The sequence below is a fragment of the Halomonas sp. AOP7-E1-9 genome, assembly GCF_052376035.1.
Taxonomy (GTDB): domain Bacteria; phylum Pseudomonadota; class Gammaproteobacteria; order Pseudomonadales; family Halomonadaceae; genus Vreelandella; species Vreelandella citrativorans.
In genome coordinates, this window is sequence record NZ_JBQSVC010000011.1 from 1 (window position 1) to 23,797 (window position 23,797).

Here is a 23,797-nt window from a genome sequence, read left to right on the forward strand (position 1 = left end):
TGCATAACCTCAATGAACGCGCCAGCACGTTCATTGAGGTTATCTAGCCGCCTAAACCAAATCCACCTCATTGATTCTATTGCTAGCAAAGCAAATTTTGGCTGCCTATCCAAAATTCGTATGCTGGCACGATTTGCCATTCTCAATAATACTGTAGATAAATACATATGGAGATAAATACAAAGGGATACCCCCATGAAGCTAATGGATAGGGCCCGGGCGACCTTACGGGTGAAACGCCATAGCCTTCGTACTGAGAAGACATATTGCTACTGGATTCGATTTTTCATTCGCTTTCATGACAAGCGCCAGCCAGCTATGGTTAAAGGTATAGAGGTGGGATAGTTCCTAGAGTATTTGACGATAGAAAAGCACGTGGCAGCTGCCACAAATAAGCAACGTCTCGGTTAAATCACTGGTTTTCTTAAAATCAGATCAAACCGATGCCAGTGATGCGTTACCTGCCCGCCCTCTCCTTCGCTTTCGCGTAAAAGCTCAATTTTCAGACCATCGCATAGCGCTTCTATTTCTTGCATCGAGTGAAAGCTCATTGCTGGATGCTTGGCCCAATCGTGCCTGTCTCCGAAGAGGTGCCCGACAAATAACCCTCCCGGCTCAAGCGCTGAAAGGATCATGTCCCACAGTGTGGGAAAGTGCGTTGGCTCGCAGAACGGCAGGCTTAGCCCGGCGTGGGCCAAGGATGACGATGGCAGGCCTTTCAATTCCTCGAAACTCGAAGTCAAAATTGTCAGATCAGCGCTGGGCAATTCAGCTTTTAGTGTTTCTACTCGCACAATGGCATTGGGCGCTTTGTCGATCGCCAAGACCTTCCACCCTGACGTCAGCAGTAGTGCGGTTTCGATGCCGCCTCCACATCCTAAATCGATAGCATGGCCGTTGCCTTTGGGTAAGCACTCGTCCCCCAAAGCGCGGCGTAACAGCGGCGAGGCGGCTCGCGTTTGATTGGCGCGATAGAAGGCTTCCCAACCCGTTTTGTTATCGGTGGTCAATGTCAGTACTTCCTGATCGCATCACGCTGTAATGATGAGTGTTAATCGTCATAATCGATTCAAATTAACACATAGCACCGTCGTCCGCCCCCTTGCATCTCCCTCCACCGCCACCTAGACTCGCTGAGTTGAATGCTTGACGGGGTGCCGGTGAATCCGGCTGAGATGGCGCAGGGCGTAGCAATTTTGCTGCCAAGCGCTGGTCCCGCTGAACCTGATCCGGCTAATGCGCTGCTTTTGATGTAGCGCGGGTACCGGCGTAGGGATCAAGCGATGGCACTGGCTAGCTCTCTCCCACAATCGCTCGCCACCCTTCCGTGCCATTTCCTCGATCTTTTCGCCTGCCCTTCGGATCACCACCACCGGAGGATGTATGGGCTACCGCTTTACTGATTTAACCACTGCCTGCCATGACGATTGGCGCGCCTACATTGAGCACGACTTTGTGTGCCAGCTGGGCAACGCCACGTTGCCTGAAGCGTCATTTCGCCACTACCTGAAGCAGGATTACCTGTTTCTGATTCACTTCGCTCGCGCCTATGCACTGGCCGCCTACAAAAGCCCTACGCTTGCCGATTTGCGCCATGCCCATGAAGGTTTAAAAACCATTGTGGATGTGGAATTGGGCTTGCACGTGGGCTTTTGTCGCGAGTGGGGTATTTCCGAGGAGGCACTTGCCGAGCTACAAGAAGCTCGGGCGACCATGGCCTACACCCGCTACGTGTTGGATACCGGCAACCGTGGCGACCTGCTGGATTTACACGTGGCACTTGCCCCTTGCCTGGTGGGCTATGGCGAGATTGCCAACTGGTTGAACGCAAAATCCACAACGCTACGCGGCACACACAACCCGTTTGATGCCTGGATTGCGATGTACGAAAGCGAGGAGTTTCAGGCGGCCATGCAAGCCGAGCTTGAATGGCTGGATGCTCGCCTCGCCGACGTCACCCCTGCCCGCTTTAATGAGCTCAGCAAAATTTTCCGCGATGCCACGCGCCTGGAAATCGACTTCTGGCAGATGGGCCTGGACCTTTCCCATTAATTCCAATAACAAGGATATAACCGTGAACAAAACCGTTACCCAGAAGACAGCCCGCTTTCTAGCCGAAACCGCCCAGGTCGATGCCGCCGCGATTTCCCCACTACCCGGTTCACGCAAGGTGTATCTTGAAGGCTCGCGCCCGGATATCCACGTGCCGTTTCGGGAAATCAGTCTCTCGCCGACCAAAACGACCAGCGTGGATGAACAGAACCCGCCGCTGCTGGTGTACGACACCTCTGGCCCCTACACCGACCCCAACGCCCAGATTGATCTACGCCGTGGGCTTCCCGCGCTTCGCCGGGTGTGGATTGAGGAACGCGACGACACCGAGTTTTTAGAAGGCCATACGTCTGAGTACGGCAAACGCCGCGCCAACGACCCCATGCTGGCTCAGCTGCGCTTTGATTTGAAACGCACGCCGCGTCGGGCAAAAGAAGGCAAAAACGTTACCCAGCTGCACTACGCCCGCCAAGGGATCATCACGCCGGAAATGGAATTTATCGCCCTGCGCGAGAACCAGCGCCGCCAAGCGCTGGGCGATGCCGAGGTGGAGAGAATCCTGGGCCACCAGCATCGCGGCCAAAGCTTCGGCGCCAGCATCCCAGAAGAGATTACGCCGGAGTTTGTGCGCGATGAAGTTGCTCGCGGGCGGGCGATTATTCCCAATAACATCAACCATCCTGAAAGCGAGCCGATGATTATCGGGCGTAACTTTCTGGTCAAGATTAACGGCAACCTGGGCAACTCGGCCGTTACCTCGTCGATTGAAGAAGAAGTCGACAAAATGACCTGGGGGATTCGCTGGGGCGCGGATACCATCATGGATCTCTCCACCGGGCAGAACATTCACGAAACCCGCGAATGGATTTTGCGTAACTCGCCAGTGCCTATCGGTACGGTGCCCATCTACCAAGCGCTGGAGAAGGTCAACGGCGTGGCCGAAAACCTGACCTGGGAGGTGTTTCGCGATACGTTGATCGAGCAGGCCGAACAGGGTGTGGATTACTTCACCATTCACGCAGGCGTTTTGCTGCGCTATGTGCCGCTGACCGCCAACCGGGTAACGGGCATCGTCTCGCGCGGCGGTTCGATTATGGCCAAATGGTGTTTGTACCATCATCAGGAGAGCTTTCTGTATACCCACTTCGAGGAGATCTGCGAGATCTGCAAGCAGTACGATGTGGCGTTTTCATTAGGTGACGGCCTGCGCCCAGGCTCTATCGCCGATGCCAATGACGAAGCGCAGATGGCCGAACTTAAAACCCTGGGTGAGCTGACCCACATTGCCTGGAAGCACGACGTGCAGGTAATGATTGAAGGCCCCGGCCACGTGCCCATGCACCTTGTCAAAGAGAACATGGACAAGCAGTTGGAGTACTGCGACGAGGCGCCCTTCTACACACTCGGCCCGTTGGTCACGGATATCGCACCAGGCTACGACCATATTACCTCGGGCATTGGGGCGGCGATGATCGGCTGGTTTGGATGTGCCATGCTCTGCTATGTCACGCCGAAAGAGCACCTGGGCCTGCCCAATAAAGATGACGTCAAGACCGGTATTATTACCTACAAAATTGCCGCCCATGCGGCGGATCTTGCCAAGGGCCACCCGGCAGCACAGCGGCGTGATAATGCGCTTTCCAAGGCGCGGTTTGAATTCCGCTGGGAAGACCAGTTCAACCTGGGGCTAGACCCGGACACCGCGCGGGAATTTCATGACGAAACCCTGCCCAAGGATTCCGCGAAGGTAGCGCATTTTTGCTCTATGTGTGGGCCCAAGTTCTGCTCAATGAAGATTAGCCAGGAAGTACGCGACACCTACCGCGACCGCACGCCAGAAAGCACTAACGACGCGGAGTCGGTTAAGCGCGGCATGGAAGAGCAGGCGGAGAAGTTTCGAAAAACGGGAAGCCAGCTGTATCAGGAAGTGTAAAACGGTTTGAAAACGAAAGGCATAAACGCAAACAGGGGCCTGAAGGCCCCTGTTGTCGACGTGTTACGCTAACGTGCGTGGCAAAGCTATTTTTTCTTGAGACTCTCTTTCACGTCGCCTTTACCTTTTTGAGCTTCGCCTTTAGCCTGCTGCATTTTGCCTTTGGCTTCCGTTTTTTCGCTGCCCGTTACTTTGCCAGCCGCTTCTTTCACTTTACCAGCGGCTTTGTTAGCGGCGCCTTTTGCTTTATCGTCTTTTCCACTCATGACATACACCTCTAATCCGTTAGCAGGAAACACGCTGGAGAGAAGAACATATTGCCCTTCACATCACAGCTGCCTTATCAGAGTAGCCTTTGTTAAAAAAGTTACCTCATTTTCTTTCTGGTAGTCGCGTAGGCTCCCAAAGATTGAGCACATAATGCAGGCAAGCCATGAACAGCAGCGTTACTACCAGCGCCACACTCATGGATGAAAAGCGATACAGGGCGCTATAGACAAGGTCCTGACTGGGGCCTAAAGATTGACCAAACAGGATACCCAGGGTGGTCATCCCGCCAAACCCGATGCCGGAGCCCCCGCCTTCAAGTATGTGCTCACGCCCAAACAGCAATAGCCCCAACCAATAAAGCACAATCGCTAGCAGGAAGTGATTGCTTTGTGTGTAAAGCAGAAGCTGCATAATCAGCGCCAGGTTACACCCCAACAGCGTGCCGATGGCACGTTTGCGAGCGGATACGCGCGCACCGGCATAGCCCATCGCGAACAGCACCAAAATGGTCGCCATTTGTGCCGAGAGCGACCCCTGCAGGTCAAATACCTGAAAAACGACAAAGGAAAGTGTCGCGGTAATGCCGCCCATCAGCGTTTCATGGCGCATCTGCGCTTTCGTCTTGGTGCTTTTAGGCGGCGGTTGGCGGGGCTCAACGTCAGGGAAAAGTGTGTACATCAGCATGGCGATGAACACGGCAAGCACGCTGGCCACAAAATTGGAGGCCAACAAATCAGCTAGATCGACACTGGGGTAGCTCGCAAAATGCAGCAGAATGCTTAAGGTTAATACGCCATTGGCCCCAAACAGAAACAGCGGGCCTTTTGCCATCAAGCTAAACCGAAACAGGAACATACCCAACACGACCAGCGTCATCACCACCGGCATATGTTTAAGCAGGCCGACCACCAGGCTGACTTCCAGCGCATTCACCGATACGTTACCTAAAAACTGGCGAATAATGCTGATATTCAGAATGGGCACCATACCCAGCAAAAACATCGGAAAAACGGTAAAGAAGACGCCGTAGTTCCAACCCATTAACTGACTGATGATGAACCCGAGCGTGCCGCCACCAGCCACCCGCAAACACTGGCGCAGGGCATTCTCACTCAGGCGATGGTAGGCAGGTGCCTCTGGGCCAGCGCCGCTACGCCGAGGCGTGCGCTTAAAAAAACTACGCAGCGCGCGATTGATTGACCACATGCTGGCATCCGCCGGTTTTGTATCAACGGGCCCTGCAGTAGTAGAACCCGCATCAGTAGACATAATGTAGCCAGCTGATCAGATGCGTTTGTAGCCATGCAAAGGGGTGCGCCAGCGCATGTTCCCCCGGCAGCAGTTGCACCGTTGCCCGGGCACCGCTTGGCAGCAGCGCCGCAATGGGTTCGTTGAGGGCAACATGAATACGCAAACGCTGCGCATCGCGCACCCAGCGGTCAGAGGTAGGAATATTCGCCAGCTGCCCATCAGCGGTCAGTTGCCCTTCCCGCACGCCAGCATCAAAAGCACTGACCTTCCCTTCAAAGATATGCCCAGGCATGGCATCAAAGATCACCGCAGCCGAGTCGCCGGGCAGTACGTGGCGTAGGCTTTTTTCACGGAAATCGGCAACGATATCCATGTTCTGAGTCACCAGTGCGATCACTGGCTGCCCCGCTTGAACATAGTCGCCCACCTGAAGCTGCAAGTTCGTCACCTGGCCTGACTCTGCCGCCCGCACTTCGGTACGTTCGACGTCCAACTGCGCTTTCTCAAGGGCGTTGTCGGCTTGGCGCAAGCGCAGGTTGGTATTTCCGTTCTCGCCTAGCTGTACTTCCAGGCTCTGTATGTTCGCCTCGGCGGAAGCCACGTCTGCCAGGGCGGTATGCTCAGCCGCTACCTGCTGCTCGTACTGCTGGCGTGAAATACTCTGCCGCCCCACTAGGGCTTCGCCACGGCGCCGCTCACTGCTGCGCTCCTCCGCAACGGCCTGGGCAGAGGCCAGCACCGCCCGGGCAGCGGCAAGCTCTGCTTCAAGGCGCGTGTTTTCACGCTCAGCCTGCTCACGATTTAGCCGCGCTTGATCAAGGGCAAGCTGAAAGGGCTCGGGGTCCAGACGAAACAGCACATCGCCTTTGGCAACCTGTTGATGGTCACGCACGGTCACTTCTTTCACTGGCGCGCTGAGCTCTGGCGCTACACGGGCAACCGGGCGCATTACCCTGGCCTCGGGCGTCATGGGCATGAAGCTGTCAGCTATCAAGAAATAGATAAACAGCAGTGCAAAGGCAGTCAGCGCTACCTTCACCCAGCGGGCGAATTTTTGATCAGGGGACATGAAGTTTTACTCGTTGATTTGCGCACCTTCTGCGTACGCGCAGAGCGCTTATGGCCAGCGCATGCTTAATGGAATAGCGTATTTTAGCAAATGATTAGCAAGCTAACAATGATCCACGCTTCTGCTTTATGAGCGTTATTGAGTAGCCCCCTTGGCTGCCTGCAGAAAAAATCCCATAAAAAACCCCCAGAGCCAAAAGGCCCTAGGGTTGGATACACCACTAACGCGTTTTAAGCGTTAATCATTAAAAACGGTATTTTAAGCCCACACTTGCGGCATCGAAATCGTAGGCAGACTTGTCCAGATAACGCATGTAATCAGCGCTGATGGCCAGATTGTTGGCGACATCAATTTCACCGCCCGCGCCATAGGAGAAACCGCTTTCTCTGTCGTGGTCGAAATCCACTTCAGTGACACCGACCAGACCATAAAGGCGTGCATTGGGGGTAATAGGCGCGATGCCTTTTGCGTAAGCACCTACCAGGTAATCCAGCTTGGTATCACCATCGGAGCCACCGGTACCCAGATGCCCTTCGAGCGCGAAGTAATCATTGAACTGCGCGCCGCCGCGTAAACGCAGGCCTACGTCGTTACGTGAGGAACCGCGGTCAGGGTCAAGGTTCCAAAACATGGCGTCGCCCGCCACGTAACCTTCAGGGTAACCCAATGATTGCTGTGCCTGTGCTGATGCAGCGAATGCACCTGCGCCGACCAAGAGTGCCGCAGAAGTGAGTGATAATACGGTCATCTTCATCGTCTTGTACCTCCGTTAAAAAACAGTGTTTCCTTACACAGATTCATTGTGGTACATGTCCGAAAAGAACGCAACGTTTACCGCCCTTTGGATAGGCTAAGTGCGACAATACCACCCACCACGACCGCCCCACCCAATAACTGGCCGGGGCTTAGCGTTTGCCCTAATACGAAATAGCCGATCACCAAAGAGGCGACAGGTTCGATATTCATGACCGGGGCGTTGCGCGCCATATCCAAGCGCGGCACAAAAATAAACAGTGTCGAGAACGCGGTGGCGTAGAGCAGCGCCAAAAGCCCCAAACCCACCCAGCCTTGACTATTGTCAGGTAGGCTCATGCCACCGGGCACAACACCTAAAGCCCCACCGATTACCATGGCGAAAAACACGGTTTGCATGGTTAAAAGACTGCGCAGCGTGCTGCCTACCTGGGATAAACGGTGCTCGGTAACCCATAGCGCGCAGGCGAAAACGAACGCGGCCAGTAACCCAAATCCAATACCGGCGACCCACTCTGGCCCCATACTGTCAGCACTGGAAAGCCACGCTGGAATATCCAGCACGACCAACAGCCCGATTAAAATGGTCCCCATAATAAGGCAGCTGCGAAGCGACGGACGCGGCCCGCCCAGCGCCCAACTCAATAGTGCTAACTGAATGGGGAAAGTATTGACCAACAGTAGCGCAATAACGACAGGAAGCCGCGCAACCGCTGAATAAAGGCTGACACTTTGAATGGTGATAAGAAGACCTACCACCAGTTGCCAGGGCCAAGTGCCCGAAGGCAGCCATAAGCGTTTCTTCTGAACGATCACAAGGGCGAGCAGGATCAAACAGGCTACCCCGGAACGCGTTAATACGGCCAGCAGTAACCCTGTACCGTTATCAAAGGCAAGCCTGGCCGACACATGGTTGGCAGCGAACATGGTGCCAACGGTCATTAGCAGCAAAATGGCCAAGTGGCGCGGCAGGTGGTTGGGTAACGAGGACGTAGTCATAGGCTCCAGGCAGCAAAAGAACGTTAACCGCCAAGCATGCCCGGATTTGAGTCGAATGGCTAAACAAATATCCGCCTACGTTAATGCCCCTTGCCGCCTGCCACACTAACGTACAAACTAAACCTTTACTCTTTTGGTAGATTCTTTATGGATGCACCGGTGCTGGTTATTAATTGTGGTTCATCCTCTATTAAATACGCACTGATCGATCCGGCCCCTGATGCCCCGCGCTTAGCAGGCTTGGCAGAGCGCTTAGGCAGCGCCGATGCCCGTTTAAAAGGAATAAATAGCGCGGGGGGAAGTTTTAGCCATGCACTCCCCAATGCTGATCATACTCAAGCGCTCAACGCCATTTTAAACAGCCTGGAAGGACGCATTCCGGGCGCTATTGGGCATCGTATTGTTCATGGCGGAGAGAAGTTTACTCAGGCCGCCTTGGTTGATAGTGATATTATCAGTGCGATTAAGGCCACCGCCGCGTTGGCGCCTCTGCATAACCCTGCCAACCTGGCAGGCATCAGCGCTACTCAAAAGATATTTCCAGCACTACCTCAGGTTGCGGTATTCGATACCGCGTTTCACCAAACCCTCCCCGTAAAAGCTTACCGCTATGCCCTGCCAGAGAACCTCTACGCTGAACACGGCATTCGTCGCTACGGGTTTCATGGCACTAGCCACGCCTTTGTTAGCCAGCGTGCGGCCGAGCTTAGCCCTCGCGGCGCGGGCGGTTGGTTAACAGCCCACTTGGGCAACGGCTGTTCCACCGCAGCGGTGTGGAATAATCAAAGCCTGGACACCAGCATGGGACTTACCCCGCTGGAAGGCCTGGTGATGGGCACGCGCAGCGGCGACGTCGACCCAGGCTTGCACGCCCATTTACACCGCCAGCTGGGCTGGTCGATGGACAAGATTGATGATGTGCTGAATAAGCAAAGCGGGCTATTGGGGCTTTCTGGCTTAACCAACGACATGCGCGAAGTCGAGGAAGCAGCCGAGCAGGGTCATGCAAGAGCCATGCTGGCGCTCGACGTGTTTTGCTACCGCATTGCCAAGTCGCTTGCTGCTCTCTCTTGCGCACTGCCGACGCTTGATGGCGTCATTTTTACCGGCGGCATCGGTGAGAACTCTCCTCTTGTACGCCGCCGCGTTATCAGCCTGCTGCCTCACTTTGGCTTTGCTCTTGATGAGGCGAGCAATAACGTGATGATTCGCGGCAAAGAGGGCAAGCTGGACAGGGAAAATCATCAGGGTCCCGAAGCCTGGGTCATTCCTACCGACGAAGAAGGCCGTATCGCAATGGAAACACGTCAATGCCTGGAGGCCCACGCATGAGTTCGTCCCCTTCTCAACCCCAAGCCATCCTTCTAGTGCCCACAAGCATGGGGGCCGGGTTAACCTCGGCCTGCTTAGGCCTGATTCAGGCGCTCGACACCATTGGCCTTAAAGCCGGTTTTTTGAAGCCGTTTATGCAAAAAGAGCTGAACGGCCCAGGCCTTGATCGCTCAACGGCACTGGTGTCTCGCACGCTCAACCTGCGCCCGCCTTCGCCGATCTCACAAGCCCGGCTGGAGCGCCTGCTGCGCGATGACCAAACCGATGAGCTAATGGAAAATGTGGTCGAGCTTTATGAGCAGGTAATGCAACAGGCTGAGCGGGACGGTAATGCGCTGGATTTAGTCGTAGTGGAAGGCGTAGTGCCTACCCAGTACACCACGTACGCGACGCAAACCAATGCTCAACTGGCGCATGCACTTAATGCCCGAATCATTCTGGTTGGCACCGGGGATTTAAACGAGCCACAGGCACTTGCTGAAGAGCTGGATATGCACGCCAGAAGCTTTGGCGGGGTTAGCTCGACCCGCACGTTGGGCGGCATCCTGATGCGCATGAAGAACCTGCCTTACGGCCAGGAAGATGACCTTTCGGCAGCGCCGGGCACCATTAAACCGCAGCTTGAAGAGTCGGTGCTTAACGAGCTTCGCGGCTATTCACCGTCACTAGCCACCGACAGTTTTCACCTAATCGGCATCGTGCCTTACAGCAAAACACTCAATGCGCCCCGCACGCTGGACGTGGCACGGGCACTAAGTGCCAAGGTGCTGAATGAAGGCGATGCGGCAAGCCGCCGGGTAATGTCGACAAGCCTGTGTGCGCGTAGCGCGGCGAATGCGCTGCATATCTTTACACCCGGCAGTCTGGTGGTGGCTTCTGGCGACCGTGACGACGTCGTGCTGGCGTCCGCCCTCGCTACCATGAATGGCACTCAGTTGGCAGGCATATTGCTGACCAATGGTTTTTTGCCTAACGACAATATGATTGAGATGTGTCGCCCAGCGCTTAGAACCGGCCTGCCCGTGCTGGCGGTTGAAACCGACAGTCTGACCACGGCTCAAAACTTGAGCCAGCTTAGCAGCGAAATCCCCGTTGATGATTTCGAACGTGCCGAGCAGGTGGCGCGCTTTGTCGCTGCCCATATCGACCTTGAATGGCTAAAAGATAAGTTAAGCCACGGCTATGCACGGCGCTTATCTCCTTCGGCGTTTCGCTATCAGTTGGTTAAACAGGCTCAGCACGCAAAAAAACGAATCGTACTGCCGGAAGGCGACGAGCCCCGCACGGTGGAGGCAGCGATTATTTGTCAGCGGCGCGGCATTGCCAACTGCGTGCTGTTGGGCAGTCGTGAAAACATCGAGGAAGTGGCGCGTAACCGCGGTTTAGCACTGCCTGACGAGTTGACGATTATCGACCCCGAAAGCACGCGTGCCCACTATATCGCGCCCATGGTAGAACGTCGGCGTGGCAAGCTTAACGAACTCACCGCTGAGGCCCAGCTACAGGATAACGTGGTGCTTGGCACCATGATGCTCCAGCTGGATGAAGTCGATGGCCTTGTCTCGGGTGCTATCCACACCACCGCTAACACCGTGCGCCCGGCGTTTCAGCTGATAAAGACCGCGCCAGAATATAGCCAGGTATCGTCAATCTTCTTTATGCTGCTGCCAGAGCAGGTAGTGGTGTATGGCGATTGTGCGGTGAACCCGGACCCGGATGCCGAAACGCTGGCTGAAATAGCCCTGCAAAGCGCCCGCTCCGCAGAAGCGTTTGGCATTGAGCCGCGCGTGGCCATGATCAGCTACTCAACGGGAGATTCAGGCACCGGCGCGGATGTCGATAAAGTGCGTGAAGCTACGCGCATCGCCAAAGAGCGTGCCCCGCACTTATTGATCGATGGCCCGCTTCAGTACGATGCAGCCGCCATTGAGAGCGTGGGTAAGCAGAAAGCGCCAGATTCGCCCGTAGCGGGCCGCGCCACCGTCTTTGTATTCCCGGACCTGAACACCGGCAACACGACCTACAAAGCGGTGCAGCGTAGTGCCCGCGTAGTCAGCGTCGGCCCCATGCTGCAAGGCTTAAACAAACCGGTGAATGACCTTTCCCGAGGCGCGCTGGTGGATGATATCGTCTACACCATCGCGCTGACCGCTATTCAGGCAAGCCAGCGAGAAGCGTAAACCCGTCATCGCACCTGATAAGCTTCGCAGGTGCGATCAATGGTAAGTAAGCTTTAAGACAAGAAAAAGCCCCGGGCAGTTTAACTACCCGGGGCTTTTCTAATTCAACCACTTAGCGGTGTGGGTCAATCACGCCCACATTATTGGCACCATGGATTCCAACACAATCACCAGGCTCATCGCGGTGATGGTCAAAATCGAGACGCCAAATACGCGTTTGGCCCAGCGTACATCATCATCCAGCCGGTAGCCGCAAATCGCCAGGTAGAGCCAGTAGCCCCCCATGGTCAGTGCGACGCACAGGTAGCCAGTACCTGCCTTACTCGCCAGCACCAAAGCCAATGAGGCGGGAATAAACGCCACAATGTAGCCAAGGATGTGATGCTTTGCGCGCTTGATCCCGTGAACAACAGGCAGAACGGGAATCGAAGCGCGTTGGTAATCGGCATAGCGGAAAATCGCAATGGCATAGGAGTGAGGCATCTGCCAGAGGCAGAAGATTAACAGCAGAACCATCGCTCCACTGTCAAAGGTCCCCGTCACGGCGCAGTACCCGATCACGGGCGGCATAGCGCCTGACAGGCTGCCTACTACCGTGCCGTATTCGGAGTTGCGCTTCATATAGAGGCTATACACCCCCACATACACGCCCCATCCGATAACAGCCAAGGCCACCGTCAACCCATTAGTGCCTAATGCCAGGCAGACCACACCACTGATACCCAGAAACGCCGACAAGCCCAATGCTTGCGTGATAGAGACGCTTCCCCTCACCAGAGGACGATGGCGCGTGCGCGCCATCAGAGCATCAATGTCCCTATCAATCACGTTGTTACAGGCACAGCCTGAGGCGATCACTAATGCGATCCCCAACATGACCGAAGCAAACGTCACCAGATCGAATTCACCATGCGCGGCTAGAAAGTAGCCGCCAAGGGCGGCAATTAGATTGCCGCCAATGATGCCTGGCTTGGTTAGCTCAAGCAGATCGTGCCACCTATTGGGCATGCTGGTTAGCCGATCATCATGTTGAGATGTAGATGCTGCATGATCCACAGCGAACCTCCTACCACTAGGCCGAGAATCAGCACCGTGAAGACGAAGGAAAGCATGTTCCAGCCATCTTCTGTCTTGAAGTCCAAGTGCATGAACATCACAAGCTGAACCAGAACCTGCAGAACAGCCGTCACAACGATGATTCCCACGTTCACGGGCAAGCTGAACGAACCCAGCATAACCGCGCCAAATGGAATGACAGTCAGGACTAACGACAGTACAAGCCCCGTTACATAAGACTTTACGGTGCCGTGACCGGACGGTTGGCTAGAAGAACTCATACCAGCACTCCCATCAAGTAGACGAAGGAGAATACACAGATCCAGACGATATCCAGGAAGTGCCAGAACAGACTCAAGCACAGGATACGCGGACGCGTTTTATCATTCAGACCTTTAGTCGAAAGCTGAACCAGCATGACCAAAATCCAGATCATACCGAAGGTCACGTGCAGACCGTGAGTACCTACCAGCGTAAAGAAGGCAGATAAAAAGGCGCTACGATCTGGTCCGAAACCTTCATGGATCAGGTGATAGAATTCATAGATTTCCATCCCCAGGAACATTAGGCCCAGCACGAACGTAATGCCCAGCCACATCTTCACCTGACCGACACGATTGGCGTTCATCGCCAGAACGCCCATGCCGAAGGTAAAACTACTGATCAGTAGTGCAAAGGTGCCGAAAAGAATCAAAGGTAGTTCAAAAATATCCGCGCCGGTCGGCCCACCTGCCGTGCCCTTCATGAGCACGGCGTAGGTAGCGAATAGTGTTCCGAAGATCACCAAGTCGCTCATTAGGTAGACCCAGAAACCAAATACCTTGGTAGGACCGGCATCGTGGTGCTCATGCTCCTCAGCATGAGCATCATGATGTAGGGATTCAGTAGCCATTACGCTTGGGCCTCCACACGTTGTTGATGAGCACGCTCGATTCGCTCGACCTCTGCAGCAGGCACGTAGTAATCGATATCGTCGTTAGATACACGCATCAGGAAGCTCACCAGCATGCCAATGGCACTGAACCCAGCCAGCCACCAGATGTGCCATACCATGGCGAAACCAAAGATCATCGCAAAGACACTGATGACGGGGCCGGCCACCGTGTTCCTCGGCATATGGATATCCGTGTAAGGCGCATTGTCCAACTGCTCGTTGCCACGCTGCTTTTGTGACCAGAAGCTGTCGATATCACCAACGACGGGCAGACGCGCAAAGTTGTAGAACGGGGGCGGCGATGAAGCTGACCACTCCAACGTACGGCCATCCCATGGGTCGCCCGTCACATCCGCATACTTTTCGCGGTTACGCACGCTTACGTAGAACTGAATAAGTGTACAAGCGATCCCCGCAGCGATCAGCAGTGCACCGAGCAAAGCAACGATAAACCAGGGCTGCCATTCAGCGTTCGGGTAAGAGTTCATGCGGCGCGCAGCACCGTAGAAGCTCAGAACATACAGCGGCATGAACGCCACGTAGAAACCGGTTATCCAGCACCAGAAGGAACGCTTGCCCCACTTCTCGTCCAGCGTGAAGCCAAAGGCTTTCGGGAACCAGTAGGTCAGACCCGCCATCATGCCGAAGACCACGCCACCAACGATAACGTTATGGAAGTGAGCAATAACGAACAGACTGTTGTGCAGTACAAAGTTGGCTGCTGGCAACGCTAACATAACGCCCGTCATACCACCGATCGTAAAGGTGATGATGAAGCCCAGCGTCCACAGTACTGGTGACGTCATTTCCAGACGACCACGGAAGATAGTGAACAGCCAGTTAAAGACTTTCACACCGGTCGGGATCGCAATGATCATCGTCATAATGCCGAAGAAGGCATTGACGTTGGCACCTGCGCCCATGGTGAAGAAGTGGTGCAGCCATACGATGAACGACAGAATCGTGATCGCAATCGTTGCCCATACCATCGTGTGGTAACCGAACAAGCGCTTGCGGGCAAAGGTGGCAATAACTTCCGAGAACACACCGAAGGCCGGCAGAATCAGGATGTACACCTCGGGGTGACCCCACGCCCAGATAAGGTTGACGTACATCATTACGTTGCCGCCCATATCGTTCGTGAAGAAATTCATCCCCAGGTAACGATCAAGGGTCAACATCGCAATAGTTGCGGTCAAAATCGGGAAAGAGGCAATGATCAGTACGTTGGCGCACAGCGACGTCCAGGTAAAGATCGGCATGCGGAACAGGGTCATGCCCTTGGTACGCATTTTCAAAATAGTAACGAAGAAGTTAATACCGGTTAACGTGGTACCTATCCCGGATATCTGCAACGCCCATATCCAGTAATCGACCCCGACCCCGGGACTGTACTCTATCCCCGACAATGGCGCGTAAGCCAACCAACCAGTGGTAGCGAACTCACCCACGAACAGAGAAATGTTGACCAGCAGCGCCGAAACCGCGAACAGCCAGAAACTCAGGTTGTTCAGGAACGGGAACGCAACATCGCGCGCACCGATCTGTAACGGAACAACCAGGTTCATCAGGCCGATAACCATAGGCATGGCCACGAAGAAGATCATGATAACGCCGTGGGCGGTAAAGATCTGGTCGTAGTGGTCAGGCGGCAAAATGCCCATCGAACCACCTGCGGCGACCGCCTGCTGCACACGCATCATCAAGGCATCAGCAAAACCGCGCAGCAGCATGATAAGCGCCACGATGAAATACATGATACCGAGCTTTTTATGGTCAACGGAGGTGAACCACTCGTTCCATAGCCAGCCCCACTTACGGAAATAGGTCAGCGCGCCTAACAATGCCGCGCCGCCTAGAATCCCCACGAGACCCGCAAGAACCAGAATGGGTTCGTGAAGGGGAATTGCTTCTAGGGTTAATTTACCGAACACGGTTACTCTCCCGCCTCATTGCTCACAGGTTGGCCTTCTTCAGCCTCGCCACTCGCTTGGTTGTCGGTCGTTTGATAGGCTTCATTGCTATCGATAGCTGGTGCGCGAGGCGCATCTTGAGTGTCGGTTTCAGGATCGCTGCCAGTACGGAAGCTGGAGACCAGACGCTCATAGAACTCAGGTGTAACACTTGCGAAGTACTCAACGGGGTTGAACGAAGAGCGCTCAGCCAATTGTGAGTAGCCTTCTGGGTAGGTCAGCGTTTGTGGTGACTGCCGAACCTCTTCTACCCACGCATCAAAGTCTTCATCTGATGTCGCGTGAGCATCGAAGATCATTCCAGAGAAACCTGCACCGCTATAGTTGGTCGAACGACCGCTATAGGTACCGATCTCATTAGCTTCGAGATAAACGTCATTATCCATTCCTGCCATGGCATAAATCTGGCTGCCTAGTCGAGGAATGAAGAAAGAGTTCATCACCGAACCGGAGCTCACTCGGAAGCGGACGGGCGTATCAACCGGGAACGCCACTTCATTTACCGTTGCAATACCTTGCTCGGGATAAATGAACAGCCATTTCCAATCAAGTGCCACGACCTGGATTTCAAGCTCAGGTGTATCACTTTCTAGTGCGCGATGGGGGTCAAGGTCGTGTGAACTTTTCCAGGTAATTACGCCCAAAATAGCGACGATTACGACAGGAACTAGCCAAACAATGGCCTCGATCCAGTTAGAGTGCGCCCAGTCAGGAAGGTATTCAGCCATCGTATTGCTACGGCGATAGTACCAGCCAAACACTATCGTCATAACAATAACGGGGATGACCACGATCAGCATCAAGCCAAATGAACTCAGGATCAGTGAACGCTGGGTTTCACCAACGACACCTTTTGGGTCCATCAAGGCCGAGCTACAGCCTGCAAGCAGCAAGCACAGCGCAATGAGCACCAGAGTGCCTGACCTGCGCCAGTAGGAAGGTTGTTGCATGGTGCGATCTCGTCAGAGTTGCGTTACAAAACTAGCCGTCAAACAGCAAGCCAAACGATATGCCATATGTCAGCTAACTAACACCCCATACTCTTCCCAAAACACTCTGCCAAAGGTACTGCCTGTGCTCCGGGAAAAACATGCGCTACCGGGATTAGAAGCAGGTAGCGGATTGAACCGACATCCTAACATGAAGGAGGCCCGCTCTAACCGGCGTATCTTCCTTTGATCCAGGCAACGAATCAAAGCGACGATTTGACGCACCTAGCCGCAATCTCTTAACGCGGTTGTTCATAAGTAGATGAAACAGAAAGGTGGGTAAGCACACGCCCCGTAAAATGGGTAAATAATGCGGGCGCAGCACCCTCATTAGTCACAACAATGTCAAAATCGTTCAATGATGCGAAATAAGCGGGGCGAATCATGCCGATTTTACTCGCGTCGATCACTAATAAGCGCTGCGCAGCACAGGCAATAGCCGCCTGCTTGGGGGCTACTTCATGAAAGTGAAAACAACTAACGCCTCGCGTGCAATCAACCCCAGCAGCGGAAATAAATGCCTTATTGATACCGATACGCTCAATGGCGGCGCGCATGTCATCGCTGCCAAATGATTGTGATGACGCATAAAATAGCCCGCCCAATAGCACCAAACGCACATTGGGTAGCGTCGATACCACCGTGGCGACATTTAACGCATAGGTCACCACCGTTAGCTCATGAAAATTCCCCAGCTGCCCCAAAAGCGGCACCAGCGTTGAGCCGCAATCAATAAACAGCGTATCGCCCTCTTCAATAAAGCTTGCGGCCCGCTTGCAGAGCAAGTGCTTTAACGGATAGTCGTTGGCTTGCTGCTCCGCCAAATCGTACGCAGGAGTGTTACTTGGGTAACTTGCCATTACCAACCTTCCGCCCAGCAGCGTTAACGCAGAAGGCTGCATTGAAAGGTCGCGGCGTATGGTCATTTCTGAAACACCGCATAAACTAGCGGCGTCACGTAAATGCAACGTACCACCACCGGCAAGCGTTTCCTGAAGCAATGCCAACCGCTGGACGCTACGGTCACTCATACCAGGCGTCTCCTCAATACCATTATTATTCACTTTATAATGTGTCGTGCATGGCGGGTGCCATGACCCTTGTTACCCAACGGCGTGCTTAGCCTATGGCCGTGACATTAAAGCCACAAGCTTAACGCCTGGAACATGCAAGCCCTCCTGCGATACCCCGATAGCAGCATCCAATAAGCGTTGGTGTGAGTTTATTGCAAATGGGCGTTAAAAAAATAACATGCAATGTTATAATTATAACATTTCCGCCAGCCCACATAATTCTAACGACGGCCAAACTGTGGCAACCCCTCTTGAGGCTTACATGACTGCTCCGATCTCAATGCGTACGTTTTCATTCACCACCAGCGTTGGCGTTTTAGCCGCTGGCTTGGCACTGGCAACACCGGCAATGGCTGCCGATGCGCCGCCCCAGCCGACGACACCTCTTTGGTCCTTTGCCAATGTCTCGGTTAACTACCTCGACTGGTCTAACGGTACCGAGCGCCGCACGGCCTCCAACGCGGCAAAAAGTGACTTCACCTACGTAGAGATAGAAGGCGGCGCGGGCTTTAGCTGGGGCGAGTTCTACGGTTTCTTTGATTTCGAAAACCCGACCAACGACCAGTTCGATGAATCAAGCGGCGGTAAAGATAACTTCCGCACGGCAGGCAAGGTAACGTCACACATTTATCTGGGGGATACCCCGCTGTCGCTTTACGCCCACGTGTACGACTTCCGTGACTACGGCTATAACAGCCGCGAACAAGACCAAATCCTGGGCCTGGGCTACCGCACCACGTTCGCCAACGGTTTATGGTTTAAACCCTTTATTGGCGCAGCACGCGTTCAGAGCGAAAGCTATACTGGCATGAACGGCTACATGGCTGGCTGGGTCGCGGGCTATGACTTCGCCGCCCTTAATCAAAACTTCAGCGTCACCAACTGGCACGAGCAAACGTTTGGCCGCGACAGTGACTACTTGGAACAGAACTATGTAGGTGGCAAAGCCGGAAGCGTAGGCACCAACGGTGCGCTGAGCCTGTGGTGGCACCCCAGCGATTTGATCACAACGGGCGTTCAGTATCGCTACTCGGAGAATAAGCTCGGCACGCCGAATGCTTATCAAAACGCGATGATTTACTCTATCAAGCTCAACATACTTTAAGCAGGCTCAACTTACTTTAAACGAGCCCCCTTAGCGGACTCAAAGGATTTTCATATGACCCTCCTTATGAGCTTGGTTGGCATGGTCACTCTGGTGGCTATCGCTCTGATTTTTTCTTACGACCGCAAGTCAATTCGCTTGCGCACCGTGCTGGGCGCTTTTGGCATCCAGGCAGCCATCGGGGCGTTTGTCCTCTATGTGCCGTTTGGACAAACCATTTTGCAAACCATTTCCATGGGAGTGAGCCAGGTACTGGTTTACGCCAACGATGGTATTGGCTTTCTGTTTGGTGGCCTGGCTGATGTGGATAACGTTGGCTTTATCTTCGCGATCAAGGTCCTGCCGGTCATTATCTTCTTCTCCTCGCTGATCGCCGTGCTTTACTACATGGGCATCATGCAGTGGGTGATTCGTATTCTGGGTGGCGGGCTGCAAAAGGCGCTCGGCACGTCGCGTACGGAGTCGCTTTCTGCGACCGCCAATATCTTCGTAGGCCAAACCGAAGCGCCGCTGGTGGTACGCCCGTTTATTGCTCGCATGACCCCTTCTCAGCTCTTCGCCGTTATGTGCGGCGGCCTTGCCTCGGTAGCGGGTTCGGTACTTGCCGGTTACGCGCAGCTGGGCATTCCCATGGAGTATCTGGTCGCGGCGTCGTTTATGGCAGCCCCGGGGGGTCTGCTGTTCGCCAAGCTGATCATGCCGGAAACCCAGGACGCAACTGACAGCGACAGCATCTCTAAAGTCGAGGAAGAGCTCCAAGAGCAGGAAAACAAACCCGCCAACGTGCTGGATGCTGCTGCCTCAGGCGCCACCTCTGGCCTGATGCTGGCGGCCAATGTTGGCGCCATGCTACTAGCCTTTATTGCCTTGATCGCACTGATCAACGGCATTTTAGGAGGCGTTGGCGGCTGGTTTGGATTTGAGTCGCTGAGCCTTGAAATGATCCTGGGCTGGCTGTTTGCCCCGCTGGCTTTCATGCTGGGTGTACCGTGGGCTGAAGCCACCGTTGCGGGCTCCTTTATTGGCCAGAAGCTAGTGGTTAATGAGTTCGTCGCCTTTATTAACCTGGCCCCCTACATTGATGGGGAGCAGGTGGTTGCCGCGACGGGTCAATTAATGACGCCTCATACCACGGCCTTCTTGTCTTTCGCCCTGTGCGGCTTTGCCAACCTGTCCTCAATCGCTATTTTGTTGGGCGGTTTAGGCAGTATTGCACCGAGCCGTCGCGCTGAAATTGCCCGCTTTGGGGGCAAAGCCGTTCTGGCCGGTACACTGTCCAATTTAATGTCAGCCACTATTGCTGGCTTCTTCATCTCGCTGAGCAGTATTACGACATAACACAGCGAGTACGACACCATGCAACGGGCGCTGCTGTTTGATCTCGCAGTGCCCGTTTTGTCTTTTATCAATTTTGTGAGAATCCAATGACCGCGACAGCCTCTCCCCACGCCATCCAGGCCGCCCGCCAAGCGCTGAGCTTAATGGATTTGACCAGCCTGAATGACAGCGACACCGACAGCACGATTGAAGCGCTTTGCCAGCAGCTTAAAACGCCTTACGGCAATCCGGCCGCCGTTTGCGTCTATCCGCAGTTTATTGTTACCGCTCAGCGTGCGCTAACTGCCCACAAACTCAACGAGCTGGTAAAAATCGCGACCGTCACCAACTTCCCGAATGGCGGCGATGACATTATGGCGGCTGCCCGTGAAACCCGCGATGCCGTTGCCTCTGGCGCCCACGAAGTCGATGTGGTGTTCCCCTACCGCACGCTGATGGCAGGTGACGAAGAAACCGGCCTTGAGCTGGTTGAAATGTGTAAAGCCGCCTGCGCAGACCAGGCCCTGTTAAAAGTCATTATCGAGTCAGGCGAACTCAAAGACCCAGCGCTTATCAAACGTGCTAGCGAGCTTGCTATTGAAGGCGGCGCCGACTTTATTAAAACCTCAACCGGCAAAGTGGCCACCAACGCCACGCTGGAAGCCGCCGAAATTATGCTGAACGCGATTAAAGCAAGCGGCAAAGACGTTGGCTTTAAAGCCGCAGGCGGCGTACGCACCACAGAAGAAGCCGCTGAGTATCTGGCACTGGCAAGCAACATCATGGGCAGTGCATGGATTACGCCGGCACATTTTCGCTTTGGCGCATCGAATCTTTTAGCCAATTTATTAAACACACTGGGCGGCGTAGAAAGCGCAGCACCACAGGAAGGCTACTAATATGCTCCCACAGGAATTAATTCGCGAAAAACGCGACGGCAACCCGCTGGCAGCAGCGGACCTCAAAACGTTTGTCCAGGGCATTGCCGATGACCGTATCAGCGATGCTCAGATTGGCGCCTTCACCATGGCGGTATTTCTTAACGGCATGAGCCGTGAGGAAGTCGTAGCCCTAACCACCGCCACGCGTGACTCCGGCCACGTCATGCAGTGGGACTCCTTAAACCTGCCAGGCCCGGTGGTCGACAAGCACTCCACCGGCGGCGTGGGTGATCTGGTGTCTCTGGTACTCGGCCCGTGGGTCGCAGCATGTGGCGCCTTTATACCGATGATTTCAGGCCGTGGCCTTGGCCACACCGGCGGCACGCTGGACAAGCTTGAGTCGATCCCCGGCTACGACCCCTACCCGGCTCCTGAGCGCTTCAGTGATGTGGTGAAGTCCACTGGTGTGGCGATCATCGGCCAGACCGGCAACCTGGCACCGGCGGATAAGCGCATTTACGGCGTGCGTGACGTTACCGCCACGGTTGAGTCCATTCCGCTAATCACCGCGTCCATTCTGGGTAAGAAGCTTGCTTCCGGCCTCGATGCGCTGGTCATGGATGTCAAAGTCGGCAGTGGCGCGTTTATGCCCACCACCGAAAAATCCCACGAGCTTGCCAAAAGCATCGCCTCGGTCGCCACCCAGGCCGGTACGCCGACGACAGCCCTATTGACCGACATGAGCCAGCCGCTGGCACCGTGCGCGGGCAATGCGGTTGAAATCGTCGAAACGCTGGAACTGCTGCGCGGAGAGCGTCCCAACAGCCGCGTAATGCAGGTCACGCGTGAGCTGGCGGTTGAAATGCTCATGGCGGGCAAACTGGCCAAGAGCCGTGAAGATGCCCTGAGCCAGCTTGAAAAAGCCCTGACCTCGGGTGCCGCAGCCGAAGTATTCGCGCGCATGGTACGTGAGCTGGGCGGCCCGGGTGACTTTATGGAGCGCTCTGACAGCTATCTTGCCAAAGCCAACGTGGTCAAACCCGTATATGCCGAGCAGTCGGGCAATGTGCTACGCATCGATACCCGCGCAGTGGGCATGAGCGTGGTCGAGCTGGGCGGTGGCCGCCTGCGTAATGACGCCAGTATCGATCATAGCGTGGGCTTTAGTGCGATTGCCGAGCTGGGCACCCAAGTGGATAGCCAGCAGCCGCTAGCCTTCGTTCACGCGCGTAGCGATGAAGCAGCTGACCGCGCCGCTGCCCAGCTGCGTGCTGCCATCACCATTGGCACGGGCGAAGCGACGATTGATTCACTGCTCCAGGAAACCTATCGCGGTGAAGCGCTTTAATGAGCACCGCCTGACGAGGAAAACGCCATGAAACGTGCAATTGTGCTGGTACTAGACTCCTTCGGCATCGGCAGCGCCGCCGATGCCGCCGCCTTTGGCGATGAAGGCTCGGACACCTTGGGCCACATCGCTGCCGCCTGCGCGCGTGGCGACGCCGATACGGCTGAACGCTCGGGCCCCTTGAAGCTGCCCAACATGGCCAAACTTGGCCTGTTTCATGCCCACCGGGATAGCACCGGCACGGTTGCCGAAGGCGTTGCCCTCCCCGAGGTGCTTGAAGGCGCCTACGCCCACGCCCAGGAAATTTCCAGCGGCAAGGACACCCCGTCCGGCCACTGGGAAATCGCTGGCGTGCCGGTACGTTTTGACTGGGGTTATTTCAGCGATAAGACCGAAAGCTTTCCACAAGAGCTACTGGACAAGATTGTTCAGGCAGCCGACCTGCCCGGCGTAATCGGCAACTGCCATGCTTCAGGCACCGAGATCATCGCCCGGCTGGGTGATGAGCATGTGCAAACCGGCAAACCGATTGTGTATACCTCAGCGGATTCGGTCTTCCAGATTGCCGCTCACGAAGAGCACTTTGGCCTGGATCGCCTTTACGCGCTGTGCGAAACCGTGCGTGAGCTGCTGGAGCCTTACAATATCGGCCGGGTAATTGCCCGCCCGTTTATAGGTGAAGACAGCGCAAGCTTTGCGCGTACCGGTAACCGTCGCGATTACAGCATAGAGCCGCCTTCGCCCACGGTACTGCAAAAGCTCGCCGATGCCGGTGGTGAAATGGTATCGATTGGCAAGATTGCTGATATCTACGCCCACTGCGGCATTACCCACAAGGTCAAAGCCAGCGGCCACGATGCACTGATGGATGCGACGTTGGGTGAAGTGGCGCGCACCGCTGCTGAAACCAGCGACCGCCCGACCATGATCATGACCAACTTTGTCGATTTCGACTCAGTCTACGGTCATCGCCGTGACGTGCCGGGCTACGCGGCCGCCCTTGAGCACTTTGACGCTCGCCTGCCGGAGCTGCTGGCTGCGTTGAACAGTGACGATCTGCTGATTCTTACCGCCGATCACGGCTGCGACCCAAGCTGGGAAGGTACTGAGCACACGCGCGAATACATTCCTGTGATGGTCAGCGGCGCTGGGTTCGCGCCAGGGCCGATGGGCGCACGCGATACGTTTGCCGATATTGGCCAGACACTGGCGGATTACTTCGCCCTTCCCGCAATGGACGATGGCAAAAGCTTTCTCTCTTATGCTGCCTGATGGCGCTATT

At 55.0% G+C, this 23,797-nt stretch carries 22 protein-coding genes and 1 riboswitch; of the genes, 10 read left to right on the top strand and 12 right to left on the bottom strand.

All coding sequences use genetic code 11. The features are described from left to right. Positions 1–204: 204 nt before the first annotated feature. A complete protein-coding gene (locus ACT3R4_RS08315) occupies positions 205–345 on the top strand; it encodes a phage integrase N-terminal SAM-like domain-containing protein (RefSeq protein WP_441678552.1) in 141 nt (46 codons plus the stop codon). Between the two features lie 62 nt (positions 346–407). On the opposite strand, the gene ACT3R4_RS08320 is transcribed toward ACT3R4_RS08315, so the two are convergent. Next, positions 408–1,010 carry a class I SAM-dependent methyltransferase gene (locus tag ACT3R4_RS08320; RefSeq protein WP_441678405.1) on the bottom strand — a complete coding sequence of 201 codons (603 nt, stop codon included), beginning with the start codon at positions 1,008–1,010 and terminating at the stop codon, positions 408–410. A 130-nt stretch (positions 1,011–1,140) separates the two neighbouring features. Continuing rightward, a riboswitch (TPP riboswitch) is annotated at positions 1,141–1,293 on the top strand. Between the two features lie 90 nt (positions 1,294–1,383). On the opposite strand from ACT3R4_RS08320, the gene tenA reads away from it, so the two are divergent. Then, the gene (tenA, locus tag ACT3R4_RS08325) at positions 1,384–2,052 is read left to right on the top strand and encodes a thiaminase II (RefSeq protein ID WP_441678407.1); all 669 of its coding nucleotides are present in this window, start codon (positions 1,384–1,386) and stop codon (positions 2,050–2,052) included. 22 nt (positions 2,053–2,074) lie between these two features. Next, positions 2,075–3,985, top strand: coding sequence for a phosphomethylpyrimidine synthase ThiC (gene thiC / locus ACT3R4_RS08330; RefSeq protein WP_441678409.1), 1,911 nt, complete (start codon positions 2,075–2,077; stop codon positions 3,983–3,985). 86 nt (positions 3,986–4,071) lie between these two features. Here the strand turns inward: thiC and ACT3R4_RS08335 are convergent, their stop codons facing one another. The 5 genes from ACT3R4_RS08335 to ACT3R4_RS08355 all read right to left on the bottom strand — a co-directional run bounded on the left by ACT3R4_RS08335 (position 4,072) and on the right by ACT3R4_RS08355 (position 8,327). Beyond that, positions 4,072–4,251 carry a CsbD family protein gene (locus tag ACT3R4_RS08335; RefSeq protein WP_441678554.1) on the bottom strand — a complete coding sequence of 60 codons (180 nt, stop codon included), beginning with the start codon at positions 4,249–4,251 and terminating at the stop codon, positions 4,072–4,074. Between the two features lie 106 nt (positions 4,252–4,357). Beyond that, positions 4,358–5,524 (bottom strand): DUF2955 domain-containing protein, encoded by a 1,167-nt coding sequence (locus ACT3R4_RS08340; RefSeq protein ID WP_496201209.1) that lies wholly within the window; start codon positions 5,522–5,524, stop codon positions 4,358–4,360. After that, on the bottom strand, positions 5,514–6,575 hold the full coding sequence (locus ACT3R4_RS08345) for an HlyD family secretion protein (protein WP_441678412.1): 1,062 nt from the start codon (positions 6,573–6,575) through the stop codon (positions 5,514–5,516). The genes ACT3R4_RS08340 and ACT3R4_RS08345 overlap by 11 nt, the downstream gene beginning before the upstream one ends. 244 nt (positions 6,576–6,819) lie before the next feature. Then, complete coding sequence (locus ACT3R4_RS08350; protein WP_441678414.1) at positions 6,820–7,329, bottom strand: porin family protein; 510 nt, start codon at positions 7,327–7,329, stop codon at positions 6,820–6,822. A 77-nt stretch (positions 7,330–7,406) separates the two neighbouring features. Next, the gene (locus ACT3R4_RS08355) at positions 7,407–8,327 is read right to left on the bottom strand and encodes an EamA family transporter (RefSeq protein WP_441678416.1); all 921 of its coding nucleotides are present in this window, start codon (positions 8,325–8,327) and stop codon (positions 7,407–7,409) included. A 147-nt stretch (positions 8,328–8,474) separates the two neighbouring features. Here ACT3R4_RS08355 and ACT3R4_RS08360 point away from each other — a divergent pair, with 147 nt between their 5' ends. Both ACT3R4_RS08360 and pta read left to right on the top strand, forming a co-directional pair. Continuing rightward, positions 8,475–9,659, top strand: a complete 1,185-nt coding sequence (locus tag ACT3R4_RS08360; RefSeq protein ID WP_441678418.1) for an acetate/propionate family kinase — start codon at positions 8,475–8,477, stop codon at positions 9,657–9,659. Further along, entirely contained in the window at positions 9,656–11,839 is a 2,184-nt protein-coding gene (pta, locus tag ACT3R4_RS08365; RefSeq protein ID WP_441678420.1) for a phosphate acetyltransferase, read from the top strand. The genes ACT3R4_RS08360 and pta overlap by 4 nt, the downstream gene beginning before the upstream one ends. Positions 11,840–11,968: 129 nt before the next feature. Here the strand turns inward: pta and cyoE are convergent, their stop codons facing one another. The 6 genes from cyoE to ACT3R4_RS08395 form a co-directional block, all read right to left on the bottom strand. Then, on the bottom strand, positions 11,969–12,895 hold the full coding sequence (gene cyoE / locus ACT3R4_RS08370; RefSeq protein WP_087108380.1) for a heme o synthase: 927 nt from the start codon (positions 12,893–12,895) through the stop codon (positions 11,969–11,971). Next, positions 12,853–13,176 (bottom strand): cytochrome o ubiquinol oxidase subunit IV, encoded by a 324-nt coding sequence (gene cyoD / locus ACT3R4_RS08375; protein WP_018919031.1) that lies wholly within the window; start codon positions 13,174–13,176, stop codon positions 12,853–12,855. The genes cyoE and cyoD overlap by 43 nt, the downstream gene beginning before the upstream one ends. Then, positions 13,173–13,787 carry a cytochrome o ubiquinol oxidase subunit III gene (cyoC, locus tag ACT3R4_RS08380; RefSeq protein ID WP_441678422.1) on the bottom strand — a complete coding sequence of 205 codons (615 nt, stop codon included), beginning with the start codon at positions 13,785–13,787 and terminating at the stop codon, positions 13,173–13,175. Before cyoC ends, cyoD begins: the two co-directional genes overlap by 4 nt. Then, on the bottom strand, positions 13,787–15,763 hold the full coding sequence (cyoB, locus tag ACT3R4_RS08385) for a cytochrome o ubiquinol oxidase subunit I (RefSeq protein ID WP_441678424.1): 1,977 nt from the start codon (positions 15,761–15,763) through the stop codon (positions 13,787–13,789). Before cyoB ends, cyoC begins: the two co-directional genes overlap by 1 nt. Positions 15,764–15,765: 2 nt before the next feature. Continuing rightward, positions 15,766–16,752, bottom strand: a complete 987-nt coding sequence (cyoA, locus tag ACT3R4_RS08390; protein WP_441678426.1) for a ubiquinol oxidase subunit II — start codon at positions 16,750–16,752, stop codon at positions 15,766–15,768. Positions 16,753–17,030: 278 nt separating this feature from the next. Then, entirely contained in the window at positions 17,031–17,822 is a 792-nt protein-coding gene (locus ACT3R4_RS08395) for a DeoR/GlpR family DNA-binding transcription regulator (RefSeq protein WP_441678428.1), read from the bottom strand. Between the two features lie 304 nt (positions 17,823–18,126). Between ACT3R4_RS08395 and ACT3R4_RS08400 the strand changes: the two genes are divergently transcribed. The 5 genes from ACT3R4_RS08400 to ACT3R4_RS08420 all read left to right on the top strand — a co-directional run bounded on the left by ACT3R4_RS08400 (position 18,127) and on the right by ACT3R4_RS08420 (position 23,787). Next, positions 18,127–18,969: an outer membrane protein OmpK gene (locus ACT3R4_RS08400; protein WP_441678430.1), complete on the top strand. Its 843-nt coding sequence runs from the start codon at positions 18,127–18,129 to the stop codon at positions 18,967–18,969. 54 nt (positions 18,970–19,023) lie between these two features. Further along, the gene (locus ACT3R4_RS08405) at positions 19,024–20,307 is read left to right on the top strand and encodes a NupC/NupG family nucleoside CNT transporter (RefSeq protein WP_172118017.1); all 1,284 of its coding nucleotides are present in this window, start codon (positions 19,024–19,026) and stop codon (positions 20,305–20,307) included. Between the two features lie 86 nt (positions 20,308–20,393). After that, on the top strand, positions 20,394–21,185 hold the full coding sequence (deoC, locus tag ACT3R4_RS08410) for a deoxyribose-phosphate aldolase (RefSeq protein WP_441678432.1): 792 nt from the start codon (positions 20,394–20,396) through the stop codon (positions 21,183–21,185). Position 21,186: 1 nt separating this feature from the next. After that, complete coding sequence (gene deoA / locus ACT3R4_RS08415; RefSeq protein WP_441678434.1) at positions 21,187–22,515, top strand: thymidine phosphorylase; 1,329 nt, start codon at positions 21,187–21,189, stop codon at positions 22,513–22,515. Between the two features lie 27 nt (positions 22,516–22,542). Then, complete coding sequence (locus ACT3R4_RS08420; RefSeq protein ID WP_441678436.1) at positions 22,543–23,787, top strand: phosphopentomutase; 1,245 nt, start codon at positions 22,543–22,545, stop codon at positions 23,785–23,787. Positions 23,788–23,797: the final 10 nt, after the last annotated feature.